Source organism: Enterobacter cloacae complex sp. ESBL7, from assembly GCF_041679625.1.
GTDB lineage: Bacteria > Pseudomonadota > Gammaproteobacteria > Enterobacterales > Enterobacteriaceae > Enterobacter > Enterobacter asburiae_B.
This window is the reverse complement of record NZ_JBGORN010000003.1, coordinates 229,170-241,671: the sequence shown is the minus strand read 5'-3', so window position 1 is coordinate 241,671 and position 12,502 is coordinate 229,170. Positions and strand designations below refer to the sequence as shown.

Sequence of the window (12,502 nt, the reverse complement as noted above, 5' to 3'; positions counted from 1 at the left end):
ATAACATGACCCAGCATTCCCCGTATTCCTCGGCAATGGCCGAACAACGTCATCTGGAGTGGCTTCGTTTTGTGGAGCTGCTGCGTCAGTCTTACGAACAGGATCTGCATTTACCCCTGATGCAGCTGATGCTCACGCCGGACGAGCGTGAGGCGTTGGGCACCCGCGTGCGGATTATTGAAGAGTTGCTGCGCGGGGAGATGAGCCAGCGCGAGCTGAAAAATGAGCTCGGCGCGGGCATTGCAACGATCACCCGCGGCTCGAACAGCCTGAAGTCGGCCCCGGTTGAGCTGCGCCAGTGGCTGGAAGCGGTATTGCTGAAAGACGCCGGATGACGGCTTTGCCTTATCCGGCCAAAAAAACTTACCGATAAATCGCGTTATGGAACGGGCTTAAGGCCAGAATCACGGCCTGATGATAAACGCCTGAACGCGTCAGCGCACCTGCGGTAAAGACGCCAATCGCCCCTTCTTTACGGCCAATCTCATCGATTCCGGTGTACTGCGACATCACCGGCCCGAGCGCTTCACCCGCACGGACTTTTTCCAGAATGATCTCCGGCAGCGGCAGGGTGGCCGAACGCGCTTCACCGCGCTGCTCGCGGCTTTCGATGACAACCCAGCTAAAGGTTGCGCCTTCGTCGATACCTGCTTCAATCGCTACCCAAAAGTCAGCATTCGGTGCCGCGGCCTTTGCGTTTGCCACGCGATTTCGTGCGCCAGCGCGCGTTTCCTCGCAGCCAAACGGCTGTTCAGGAACGCCGCTCTCGACGCCGATGGCCTCAATATGGCAGGATCCTGCGCCGAAGATCTCGTCAAATGCCCTTAGAATTGCCTGAATTTTGGCAGGATTAGTGGTAGCAGAGACAACATGGTGCATAATTAAGCTCGATTCAAAAAAAACTCATCGCAGTATAACGGAAAAAAAGCATGTTACAGGTATACCTTGTTCGCCACGGTGAAACGCAGTGGAACGCCGAGCGACGTATTCAAGGCCAGTCAGACAGTCCTCTCACCGAGAAGGGTGTGCAGCAAGCGTGGCAGGTGGCGGAACGCGCCAGAACGCTGGGCATTACCCATGTGATCACCAGCGATTTAGGTCGCACACAGCAGACGGCGCGCATCATCGCAGATGCCTGCGGCTGTGACGTTATGCTGGAGCCGCGCCTGCGCGAGCTGGATATGGGCGTGCTGGAGAAACGCCATATCGATACGCTGACGGAAGCGGAGGAGGGCTGGCGCCGCACGCTGGTGAACGGTACCGAAGATGGCCGTATTCCTGAAGGCGAATCCATGCAGGAGCTGAGCGTACGCATGCATGCCGCACTGGCGGAATGCCTGAAGCTTCCGGCGGGAAGCCGTCCGCTGCTGGTGAGTCACGGGATTGCGTTGGGTTGCCTGGTGAGCACTATTCTGGGGTTACCGGCTTACGCTGAGCGCCGTTTGCGCCTGCGCAACTGCTCCATTTCCCGGATTGATTATCAGGAAAGCGCGTGGCTGGCGTCGGGCTGGGTAGTAGAGATGGCAGGGGACATTTCGCATCTTGATGCCCCTGCGCTTGACGAACTGCAGCGTTAACGACGTATCGGAATCAAGAATTCCATACGCAGATTGATTGGGCCTTCTTCCGGTTTGGCATCCTGCGCCGGGTAGTAGCGCTCAATGTCCTGACCTTTACGGCGATTCAGATTTAGCATCGGCATGCAGGTTCCGTAAACGGTCAGGATAAACTCCTGAACTCCCGTTCCCAGCCCTTCATAGGCGAACATCACGTATTCGCCGCCTTCCAGCACGACTGGCTTCGAACCCTGAATATACCCGTTGGCCATCTCGGGCGTCAGCGCGGTGGTGTAGAACACCTCCTGCTCGTCGTCTTTTTCCTGGCTTGGGTGCGTTTCGTTGAGGCCATACAGGATTGGCGGGATCGTCGGTGCGTGGCTCAGGAAGTCGCGCCAGAACTGGACGCGCATCTGATGACGGAACTCTGAAATCTGCTCCAGTGAACAGGAGTAGCTTTGTGTCGTGCCGATCAGATGGGTTTCCGGCAGCGCGACAATTTCATATTTCGGCATTGCGAATTCGCCCAGACGCAGCGGCGGACGCATGCCAAACGAGCTCCAGTCAGGCGAGCGACGATAAAGCGCTGGCGTCAACGAGAACTGTTTTTTGAAGGCGCGGGTGAAGGTCTGCTGTGAATCGAAACGATATTGCAGGGCAATATCCAGAATAGGCCGCGCGGTCAGGCGCAATGCCACAGCAGATTTTGATAAACGACGTGCGCGAATATAGGCCCCGATAGCATGACCGGTGACATCCTTGAACATCCTTTGCAGATGCCACTTGGAATAGCCTGCTTTAGCCGCCACATTATCCAGTGACAAAGGCTGGTCGAGATGACCTTCCAGCCAGGTGAGCAGGTCGCGAATAATTCCAGCCTGATCCATATACTATCCTCATCCTTAAAACAGCAGGTGCCTGATAACAGGTTAGCGGATAATAGCATTTTTTGATGTTTTAGCATTCAGTGTTTTTTTTGCGCATTCATGCTTTTTAGAGCACATTACAGGCAGATATATTCTAATCCTGTGATCTTGCTACATTTTTGTCTAAAGTGTTGAATAATCGCTCAGTGTAATTTTAAAGAATGGTAACAATATGAAATACAAGACTTTGATCTTCACCGCGTTGATGCTGATGGTCGGGCGCGTGTCGCAGGCAGAACAGATTGGCTCCGTCGATACCGTGTTCAAAATGTTCGGCCCGGACCACAAAATCGTGGTGGAGGCGTTTGACGATCCGGACGTGAAAAACGTCACCTGCTACGTCAGCCGCGCGAAAACGGGCGGTATCAAAGGCGGGCTGGGACTGGCGGAAGATACCTCCGATGCGGCGATTTCCTGTCAGCAGGTGGGGCCGGTTGAGTTGAGCGATAAAATTAAAAACGGCAAAGCGCAGGGCGACGTTGTGTTCCAGAAACGGACCTCGCTGGTGTTCAAAAAACTGCAGGTGGTGCGTTTCTATGATGCCAAACGCAACACTCTGGCGTACCTTGCCTACTCTGACAAAGTGGTGGAAGGCTCGCCGAAAAACGCGATCAGCGCGGTGCCGATTATGCCGTGGCATTAATTCAGGGATGAATCATGCAACAACCTGTGGTCTGGCTGGTTGAAGACGAAACCAGTATCGCCGATACGCTGATCTACATGCTTCAGCAGGAAGGATTCGCGGTAAAGGCGTTTGAACGCGGTTTACCCGTGCTGGAGGCGGCGCGGCGGCAGGCTCCGGCGCTCGCCATTCTGGACGTCGGGCTGCCGGACATCAGTGGATTTGAGCTTTGCCGCCAGCTGCTGGCGCAGCATCCCTCACTGCCCGTGCTGTTTCTGACGGCGCGCAGTGATGAGGTAGACAAGCTGCTTGGCCTGGAAATGGGCGCTGATGACTACGTTGCGAAACCTTTCTCCCCTCGTGAAGTCTGCGCCCGGGTGCGGACGATTTTACGGCGCATGCAGAAATCCGCCGCACCAGCAGAAACGTTGCGTATCGGGCAGTTTGAACTGAACGAGCCTGCCGCGCGTATAAGCTGGTACGGTGAAGCACTGCCTCTGACCCGCTACGAATTCTTGCTGCTCAAAACCTTGTTGCAGGCCCCCGGGCGGGTCTTTTCTCGTCAGCAGCTCATGGACAAGGTGTGGGGTGAAGACGGCGACAGCTTCGATCGTACCGTGGACACCCACATCAAAACCCTACGCGCCAAACTGCGGGCGGTGAACGAGGAACTGTCACCCATCAGCACCCATCGCGGTATGGGCTACAGTCTGGGCCTTTACTGATGCGCATTGGGATGCGGCTATTGCTGGGGTACTTCCTGATCGTGGCCATCGCCGCGTGGTTTGTGCTGTCGATCTTTGTTCAGGAAGTAAAGCCCGGCGTGCGCAGGGCAACCGAGGGCACGTTAATCGATACCGCGACCCTGCTGGCTGAAATTGGGCGTGATGATTTGCTTTCGGGCCATGCGCAGCAGGGTAAACTGGCGCAGGCCTTTTCTCAGCTTCATCAGCGCCCCTTCCGCGCCAATATCGGCGGGATTCATAAAGTGCGTAACGAGTACCACGTCTACATGACCGATGCGCAGGGTCGCGTCGTGTTTGATTCCGCCGGTCTGGCCGTGGGGCAAGATTACTCGCGCTGGAACGACGTCTGGCTGACGCTTCGCGGCGAATACGGCGCGCGCAGTACGCAAAGCCATCCCGACGATCCGGAAAGCACGGTGATGTATGTTGCCGCGCCGGTTGTGGAGCAGGACAAGATTATCGGCGTGGTGTCGGTCGGGAAACCTAACAGCGCGATGGCACCGGTTATCCATCGCAGCGAGCGGCGGATCCTGTGGGCAGGCGGGGCGCTGCTCGGCATTGCCCTGCTGATTGGCCTCGTTGTGGCGTGGTGGATCAATCGATCTATCGCGACGTTATCGCGCTATGCCGACTCGGTGACCACGGATACGCCTCTCCCGCTGCCTAATCCTGGCAGTAGCGAACTGCACAAGCTGGCCCAGGCGCTGGAGAATATGCGCATTCGCCTTGAAGGGAAAAACTACATTGAACACTATGCCCATGCGCTGACCCACGAGCTGAAAAGCCCCATCGCCGCCATACGCGGCGCGGCAGAAATTCTCTCCGAGCAGCCGCCGCCGCAGGTGGCCGCGCGGTTTATCGATAATATTCTGGTGCAAAACGCGCGTATGCAGTCGCTGGTTGAAAAACTGCTCACCCAGGCGCGGCTTGAAAATCGCGTCGAGATTACGCCTCAGACCGTCCGCGTCGACCTGCTGTTTACGCGTCTTGCCGACGCGCGCTCGGCGCTGCTGGCGGCAAAAGAGATTAGGCTGACCCTCCAGCCCGCTTCGCTTCATGTTGAAGGCGATCCCGACCTGCTCGAGCAGGCGCTCGGTAATTTGCTGGATAACGCTATCGATTTTACGCCGCAGGGCGGCGCCATTGAACTGGCGGCCCGGGAAGTGCAGGGGCAGATACAGCTGATCGTCACCGACAGCGGAAGCGGGATCCCGGATTACGCGCTGGATCGTATTTTTGAGCGCTTTTATTCTCTGCCGCGGGAGAACGGATTGAAGAGCAGCGGGCTCGGGCTGGCGTTTGTTCAGGAGGTGGCGCGTCTGCATCAGGGAGAGATTACATTGCGTAATCGTGATGAAGGTGGCGTGATGGCCACGCTGATACTTCACCGTCCCTTCACATAACTTCAAACTGACCCCACACGGCCTGGTTACGCTCTCCTCATCACAAAGGAGACGTAATGATGAAATCCCCACTGTTCTGGAAAATTAGCACCCTGCTGGGGTGCATCCTGCTGCTGTTAGTTCCGCTGTTTATGGTCAGTAACCTGATATCAGAGCGGGAGAGCTACCGCAATGATGTCGAAAATACGCTTCGCCAGAGTACCAGCGGACCGCAAAAACTGGTCGGCCCGATGATTGCGATTCCGATGACGGAGATCTTTTACAAGATAGAGGACGAGAAGAAGGTCGAATACAAGAAAAGCTATATGCATTTCATTCTGCCGGAATCTCTGGTTATTGAAGGTAACCAGCGCGTTGAGTCGAGAAATATTGGTATCTATGACGGGCAGATCTGGAACACGGACCTGAAGATAAAAGCGCAGTTTAATACCGAAGAGCTGAAGCAGTTGAAAGGGGAAACGATCGCGACAGGGCAGCCGTTTATCGTGACGGGCGTCGGCGACGCGCGGGGTATTGGCACGGTCAGTATCTCTAAAATTAATGGTGAGACCCTAAGCGTGGAACCCGGTTCAGGCGTCTACGGTGCGCTTGCTGGGATCCACATCCCGCTGACCGACAAAGCGCTGGAAGCCAAAACGTTTGCGCTTGATATGTCCCTCAGCCTGGCGGGAACCGGCAGTTTTGCGGTGGTGCCGGTAGGGCGTAATAGCGAAATGACGCTCAACAGCAACTGGCCGCATCCGGGTTTTATGGGCGATTATCTCCCTGTTAAGCATCAGATAGGTGAGTCTGGTTTCCAGGCGAACTGGCAGAGCAGCTGGTTTGCAAATAACCTTGAGAGTTGGTTCTACGGCAAGGAGTCGCCGGAGTGGGAGGCGCTCCCGGCCTTTAGCGTGACGGTAGCGACGCCAGCCGACCAGTATCAATTGACCGACCGGGCAATTAAATACGCTATTTTGCTGATTGCGCTGACGTTTATGGCTTTCTTTGTCTTCGAAACCTTAACCGGATTACGCCTTCATCCGATGCAGTATCTGCTGGTGGGGCTGTCGCTGGTCCTGTTCTATCTGGTGTTGCTGGCGCTGTCTGAACACGTCGGGTTTACGCCAGCCTGGATTGTTGCAAGCCTGGTTGGCGCAGCGATGAACGGAATGTACCTGCAGGCCGTGCTGAAAAGCTGGAAACGCAGCGGGCTGTTTGTGCTGGCACTCCTCGGACTGGATGTTGTGATGTGGTTCCTGCTGCGCTCGGAGGACAGCGCGCTGCTGCTGGGGTCAGCGGTTCTCGCGCTGGCGCTGTTCGCGGTGATGTACCTGACCCGGCATTTCGACTGGTACTCGCTCTCTCAGCCGAAGCGACCTGAGCCACCCGCAGCACCGGATGACGATACGATGCGGATCTGGAAATAAAAAAACGGCGCAAATGCGCCGTTTTTTAATGCGTTAACTGCGGGATTACTCCTGCAGATCGCCGCAGAAACGATACCCTTCGCCGTGGATCGTGGCGATGATTTCCGGCGTATCTGGCGTAGATTCGAAATGCTTACGAATACGACGAATGGTCACGTCTACGGTACGGTCGTGCGGTTTCAGCTCACGGCCGGTCATTTTCTTCAGCAGCTCTGCACGGGACTGAATTTTGCCCGGGTTTTCGCAGAAGTGCAGCATCGCGCGGAATTCACTGCGCGGCAGTTTATACTGCTCACCGTTCGGGCTAATCAGAGAACGGCTATTGATATCAAGTTCCCAGCCGTTGAATTTGTAGCTGTCTACGCTACGACGCTCTTCGCTGACCGTACCCAGGTTCATGGTGCGGGACAGCAGGTTGCGTGCACGAATGGTTAACTCGCGAGGATTGAACGGCTTGGTGATGTAGTCATCCGCACCGATTTCCAGGCCAAGAATTTTATCAACTTCGTTATCACGGCCCGTCAGGAACATTAACGCGACGTTCGCCTGCTCGCGCAGTTCGCGCGCCAGAAGAAGACCGTTTTTGCCCGGCAGGTTAATATCCATGATCACCAGGTTGATATCATTTTCAGAAAGGATCTGATGCATCTCTGCGCCATCGGTCGCTTCAAAGACATCGTAGCCTTCTGCTTCGAAAATGCTCTTTAACGTGTTGCGTGTTACCAACTCGTCTTCAACGATAAGAATGTGCGGGGTCTGCATGTTTGCTACCTAAATTGCCAACTAAATCGAAACAGGAAGTACAAAAGTCCCTGACCTGCCTGATGCATGTCGCAAATTAACATGATCGGCTTAACGTGACTAAAGTACGTAATTGCGTTCTTGATGCACTTTCCATCAACGTCAACAACATCATTAGCTTGGTCTTGGGTACTTTCCCTTTGGACCCGACAGTGTCAAAAACGGCTGTCATCCTAACCATTTTAACAGCAACATAACAGGCTAAGTGACACCAGACACCCAATAAAACTACGCTTCGTTGACATATATCAAGTTCAATTGTAGCACGTTAACAGTTTGATGAAATCATCGTAGCGGAATGCTAGCCTTTGTCACAATTTTTCAATAAACCAACTAGTTGCGGACATTGATTTATAAACGAAGCGAATCCAATCAGAATAGGGTATTCATGTTGCTATTATCATTATAAAACATAGGGATAATAGTGTTCTGTTAACATTCTAACTGATTGTTCAGACAAGGAATAGTTTAGCGTTTTTAATTTGTTATGAAACGCTATTTCGGTGATTTGTGTTGCAATTTTGTAAATTCGCGCTGCGTAATATGTTGAAGTGCATCACATTTTAACCCGCTAACTGATTAAAAAGAGAGCATAAATGCATCTGTCGATTGTACTGGTTGCCCCAGCCAGAGCCGAAAATATAGGCGCTGCCGCGCGCGCCATGAAGACCATGGGTTTTACCGATTTACGTATCGTGGACAGCACTGCCCACCTGGAGCCTGCGGCACGTTGGGTAGCGCACGGATCGGGAGATATCCTCGATAATATAACCACTTACGCGACGCTTGCTGATGCGCTGCACGACATTTCGTTTACCGTTGCGACCACCGCGCGCAGCCGTGCGAAGTTCCATTACTATGCCACGCCAGCGGAGCTGGTGCCGATGCTGAGCGAGAAAAGCCAGTGGCTGGATAAAGCCGCGCTGGTGTTTGGTCGCGAAGATTCCGGATTGACCAACGAAGAGCTGGAGCTGGCGGACGTTCTTACCGGTGCGCCGATGGTCGCCGATTATCCCTCCCTGAATTTAGGCCAGGCGGTCATGGTCTATTGCTATCAATTAGCCTCCCTAATACAAATCCCCCAGCCTCCGGCAGAAGGGGCAAATGAAAATCAGCTGGCTGCGCTGCGCGCTCGCGTTGAGCAACTCTTGTCTCAGCTGGGGGTAGCGGACGATCAGAAAATGGCTGACTGGCTGCAGCAGCGTTTGGGCCGTCTTGAGCAGCGGGACACCGCAATGCTGCACCGTTTGCTGCACGATATTGAAAAAAAATTGGCAGAGTAAAATCCTGTCATAAGTTTTTACTATGGCGAATAAGTCTGTCAGGAAGGGTTGCTATTGGGCGAATCGGATGAAAATAAATCTGCAAACAGCGGGACGTGAGAGTCTCCCGAATTGTGATCAAATTAAAAATTCGTTGACTTAAGGTGCCCGATCCTTTAACCCTAAAAGAATACAGGACAGACAGATAATAATGACAGAGTACACAACATCCATGAAACGCATCAGCATCACCACCATTACTACAACCATCATCATTACCACAGGTAACGATGCGGGCTGACGCGTACAGGAAAAACAAAAAGAAGCCCGCACCTGAACAGTGCGGGCTTTTTTTTCGGCTAAAGGAAACGAGGTAGAACCATGCGAGTGTTGAAGTTCGGCGGTACATCAGTGGCAAATGCAGAACGTTTTCTGCGTGTTGCCGATATCCTGGAAAGCAACGCCAGGCAGGGGCAGGTTGCTACCGTGCTCTCTGCCCCGGCAAAAATCACGAACCATCTGGTGGCGATGATTGAAAAAACCATCGGTGGCCAGGATGCACTCCCGAACATCAGCGACGCAGAGCGTATCTTCGCTGACTTGCTGCAAGGGCTGGCAGAGGCGCTGCCAGGCTTCCCACACGCTCAGCTGAAGTCCTTCGTTGAGCAGGAATTCGCACAAATCAAACACGTCCTGCACGGCATCAGCCTTCTCGGCCAGTGCCCGGACAGCGTCAACGCGGCGCTGATCTGCCGGGGCGAAAAACTCTCTATCGCCATCATGGCCGGCGTGCTGGAAGCGCGCGGCCATAGCGTGACCGTGATCGATCCGGTTGAAAAACTGCTGGCGGTGGGCCACTACCTCGAATCCACCGTTGATATTGCCGAATCAACCCGCCGTATCGCCGCAAGCAAAATTCCTTCTGACCATATGATCCTGATGGCAGGCTTCACCGCCGGTAACGAGAAGGGCGAGCTGGTGGTGCTGGGCCGTAACGGCTCCGACTACTCCGCCGCCGTGCTGGCCGCCTGTTTACGCGCGGACTGTTGTGAGATCTGGACTGACGTCGACGGCGTTTATACCTGTGACCCGCGCCAGGTTCCGGACGCCAGGCTGCTGAAGTCGATGTCGTACCAGGAAGCGATGGAGCTTTCCTACTTCGGCGCCAAAGTGCTTCACCCTCGTACCATCTCCCCGATTGCCCAGTTCCAGATCCCTTGCCTGATTAAAAACACCGGTAACCCGCAGGCGCCGGGTACGCTGATTGGCGCGAGTACCGATGAAGACGGTTTGCCGGTCAAAGGCATCTCCAACCTGAACAACATGGCGATGTTCAGCGTCTCCGGTCCGGGGATGAAGGGGATGGTCGGCATGGCGGCGCGCGTCTTTGCGGCCATGTCCCGCAACGGTATCTCGGTGGTGCTGATTACCCAGTCTTCTTCCGAATACAGCATCAGCTTCTGCGTGCCGCAGGCCGACTGCCTCCGCGCCCGCCGCGCGCTGGAGGAGGAGTTCTATCTGGAACTCAAAGAAGAGCTGCTGGAGCCGCTCGCCATTCAGGAACGCCTGGCGATTATCTCCGTGGTCGGCGACGGCATGCGTACGTTGCGCGGTATCTCCGCGAAGTTCTTTGCCGCGCTGGCGCGCGCCAATATCAATATCGTGGCGATTGCCCAGGGCTCGTCAGAGCGTTCAATTTCTGTTGTTGTGGACAACGATGACGCCACCACCGGCGTACGCGTGGTTCACCAGATGCTGTTCAACACCGATCAGGTTATCGAGCTGTTCCTGATTGGCGTCGGCGGCGTGGGCGGCGCGCTGCTGGAGCAGGTGAAGCGTCAGCAGGAGTGGCTGAAGAAGAAACATATCGATCTGCGCGTCTGCGGGATTGCCAACTCCAGAGCGCTACTCACCAACGTTCACGGTCTGAACCTGGAAAACTGGCAGGCCGAGATGAACGAGGCGAAAGAGCCGTTCAACCTGGGCCGTCTGATCCGTCTGGTGAAAGAGTACCACCTGCTTAACCCGGTGATCGTCGACTGTACCTCGAACCAGGCGGTGGCCGATCAGTACGCAGACTTCCTGCGCGAAGGTTTCCACGTGGTGACGCCGAACAAAAAGGCCAACACCTCGTCGATGGATTACTATCACCAGCTGCGTCTGGCGGCGAGCAAGTCGCGCCGCAAGTTCCTGTACGACACCAACGTGGGCGCGGGGCTGCCGGTTATCGAGAACCTGCAAAACCTGCTGAACGCGGGCGACGAGCTGCAGCGTTTCTCCGGCATTCTCTCCGGCTCGCTGTCCTTTATCTTCGGCAAGCTGGATGAAGGAATGAGCCTGTCGGATGCGACCCGCGCCGCGCGCGAGCTGGGCTATACCGAGCCGGATCCGCGTGACGATCTCTCCGGTATGGACGTGGCGCGCAAGCTGTTGATTCTGGCACGTGAAACGGGCCGTGAGCTTGAGCTTTCTGATATCGTGATTGAACCGGTGCTGCCAGTAGAATTTGACAGCAGCGGTGATGTCGCTGCATTCATGGCAAATTTGCCGCAGCTTGACGATGCTTTTGCCGCGCGCGTTGCGAAAGCCCGTGATGAAGGTAAGGTATTGCGCTATGTTGGCAACATTGAAGAAGATGGCGTGTGCCGGGTGAAGATTGCCGAAGTGGATGGCAACGACCCGCTGTACAAAGTCAAAAACGGCGAAAACGCCCTCGCGTTTTACAGCCACTATTATCAGCCATTGCCGCTGGTGCTTCGCGGCTATGGCGCAGGGAACGATGTTACGGCGGCGGGTGTGTTTGCCGATCTGCTGCGTACCCTGTCATGGAAGTTAGGAGTTTAACATGGTCAAAGTTTATGCCCCGGCTTCCAGCGCGAATATGAGCGTCGGATTTGACGTGCTGGGCGCGGCGGTGACGCCGGTGGATGGTTCACTGCTGGGCGATACGGTCACGGTGGAAGCGGCAGACAGCTTCAGCCTGAACAACGTGGGCCGCTTCGCCAGCAAACTGCCGTCTGAGCCGCGCGAAAATATCGTCTATCAGTGCTGGGAACGCTTCTGTCAGGAGATCGGCAAAAACGTGCCGGTTGCCATGACGCTGGAAAAAAGTATGCCGATTGGCTCGGGGCTGGGTTCCAGCGCTTGTTCGGTGGTCGCCGCGCTGGTGGCGATGAACGAGCACTGCGGCAAGCCGCTGAACAACAACCGCCTGCTGGGGTTGATGGGCGAGCTGGAAGGGCGCATCTCCGGCAGCATTCACTATGACAACGTGGCGCCGTGCTTCCTCGGCGGCATGCAGCTGATGATCGAAGAAAATGGCATCATCAGCCAGCAGGTGCCAGGGTTTGATGAGTGGCTGTGGGTGCTGGCCTATCCGGGCATTAAGGTCTCTACCGCGGAAGCGCGTGCGATCCTGCCCGCGCAGTATCGTCGCCAGGACTGTATCGCCCACGGGCGTCATCTGGCGGGCTTTATTCACGCCTGCTACACCCGTCAGCCGCAGCTGGCGGCGAAGCTGATGAAGGACGTCATTGCCGAGCCGTACCGCACGAAGCTGCTGCCCGGCTTTAACGAGGCGCGACAGGCATCGATGGATATCGGCGCGCAGGCGTGCGGCATCTCCGGCTCCGGCCCGACGCTGTTCGCCCTGTGCGACAAGCCTGACACCGCGCAGCGCGTGGCGGACTGGCTCTCTAAACACTACCTGCAAAATCAGGAAGGCTTTGTTCATATTTGCCGTCTGGACACGGCTGGCGCACGAGTACTGGGATAATT

At 55.5% G+C, this 12,502-nt stretch carries 14 protein-coding genes and 1 other annotated feature; of the genes, 11 read left to right on the top strand and 3 right to left on the bottom strand.

The window, feature by feature from the left end; translation table 11 throughout:
* Positions 1-5 precede the first annotated feature (5 nt).
* Positions 6-335 (top strand): trp operon repressor, encoded by a 330-nt coding sequence (gene trpR, locus ACERY3_RS14495; RefSeq protein ID WP_039260875.1) that lies wholly within the window; start codon positions 6-8, stop codon positions 333-335.
* Positions 336-363: 28 nt separating this feature from the next.
* Here the strand turns inward: trpR and yjjX are convergent, their stop codons facing one another.
* Positions 364-879, bottom strand: coding sequence for an inosine/xanthosine triphosphatase (yjjX, locus tag ACERY3_RS14490; RefSeq protein ID WP_373225902.1), 516 nt, complete (start codon positions 877-879; stop codon positions 364-366).
* Positions 880-929: 50 nt separating this feature from the next.
* Here yjjX and gpmB point away from each other — a divergent pair, with 50 nt between their 5' ends.
* Positions 930-1,577 (top strand): 2,3-diphosphoglycerate-dependent phosphoglycerate mutase GpmB, encoded by a 648-nt coding sequence (gene gpmB, locus ACERY3_RS14485; protein WP_023310332.1) that lies wholly within the window; start codon positions 930-932, stop codon positions 1,575-1,577.
* Here the strand turns inward: gpmB and robA are convergent.
* Positions 1,574-2,443 (bottom strand): MDR efflux pump AcrAB transcriptional activator RobA, encoded by an 870-nt coding sequence (gene robA, locus ACERY3_RS14480; protein ID WP_023310333.1) that lies wholly within the window; start codon positions 2,441-2,443, stop codon positions 1,574-1,576. The two genes, gpmB and robA, sit on opposite strands and share 4 nt — an antisense overlap.
* A 211-nt stretch (positions 2,444-2,654) precedes the next feature.
* Here robA and creA point away from each other — a divergent pair, with 211 nt between their 5' ends.
* From creA to creD, 4 genes are read left to right on the top strand one after another with little or no spacing between them, the layout of a single operon-like run.
* Positions 2,655-3,125 carry a protein CreA gene (gene creA / locus ACERY3_RS14475; protein WP_087823429.1) on the top strand — a complete coding sequence of 157 codons (471 nt, stop codon included), beginning with the start codon at positions 2,655-2,657 and terminating at the stop codon, positions 3,123-3,125.
* A gap of 14 nt (positions 3,126-3,139) precedes the next feature.
* Positions 3,140-3,829 (top strand): two-component system response regulator CreB, encoded by a 690-nt coding sequence (gene creB / locus ACERY3_RS14470; protein WP_373225901.1) that lies wholly within the window; start codon positions 3,140-3,142, stop codon positions 3,827-3,829.
* Complete coding sequence (gene creC / locus ACERY3_RS14465) at positions 3,829-5,253, top strand: two-component system sensor histidine kinase CreC (protein ID WP_373225900.1); 1,425 nt, start codon at positions 3,829-3,831, stop codon at positions 5,251-5,253. The genes creB and creC overlap by 1 nt, the downstream gene beginning before the upstream one ends.
* A gap of 56 nt (positions 5,254-5,309) precedes the next feature.
* Positions 5,310-6,662: a cell envelope integrity protein CreD gene (creD, locus tag ACERY3_RS14460; protein ID WP_182071488.1), complete on the top strand. Its 1,353-nt coding sequence runs from the start codon at positions 5,310-5,312 to the stop codon at positions 6,660-6,662.
* Between the two features lie 45 nt (positions 6,663-6,707).
* On the opposite strand, the gene arcA is transcribed toward creD, so the two are convergent.
* Positions 6,708-7,424 carry a two-component system response regulator ArcA gene (gene arcA, locus ACERY3_RS14455; RefSeq protein WP_003856501.1) on the bottom strand — a complete coding sequence of 239 codons (717 nt, stop codon included), beginning with the start codon at positions 7,422-7,424 and terminating at the stop codon, positions 6,708-6,710.
* 95 nt (positions 7,425-7,519) lie between these two features.
* On the opposite strand from arcA, the gene yjjY reads away from it, so the two are divergent.
* From yjjY to thrB, 5 genes are all read left to right on the top strand, one after another.
* Positions 7,520-7,660: a protein YjjY gene (gene yjjY, locus ACERY3_RS14450; RefSeq protein ID WP_085928893.1), complete on the top strand. Its 141-nt coding sequence runs from the start codon at positions 7,520-7,522 to the stop codon at positions 7,658-7,660.
* Positions 7,661-8,059: 399 nt separating this feature from the next.
* Positions 8,060-8,746, top strand: a complete 687-nt coding sequence (locus ACERY3_RS14445) for a tRNA/rRNA methyltransferase (protein WP_029740855.1) — start codon at positions 8,060-8,062, stop codon at positions 8,744-8,746.
* 211 nt (positions 8,747-8,957) lie between these two features.
* Positions 8,958-9,026 carry a thr operon leader peptide gene (thrL, locus tag ACERY3_RS14440; RefSeq protein WP_015572623.1) on the top strand — a complete coding sequence of 23 codons (69 nt, stop codon included), beginning with the start codon at positions 8,958-8,960 and terminating at the stop codon, positions 9,024-9,026.
* Positions 8,965-9,082, top strand: a sequence feature (Thr leader region). Its footprint overlaps the gene before it by 62 nt.
* Before the next feature lie 24 nt (positions 9,083-9,106).
* Positions 9,107-11,569, top strand: coding sequence for a bifunctional aspartate kinase/homoserine dehydrogenase I (thrA, locus tag ACERY3_RS14435; RefSeq protein ID WP_047060194.1), 2,463 nt, complete (start codon positions 9,107-9,109; stop codon positions 11,567-11,569).
* 1 nt (position 11,570) lies between these two features.
* Positions 11,571-12,500 (top strand): homoserine kinase, encoded by a 930-nt coding sequence (thrB, locus tag ACERY3_RS14430; RefSeq protein ID WP_032660770.1) that lies wholly within the window; start codon positions 11,571-11,573, stop codon positions 12,498-12,500.
* The last annotated feature ends 2 nt before the right edge of the window (positions 12,501-12,502 follow it).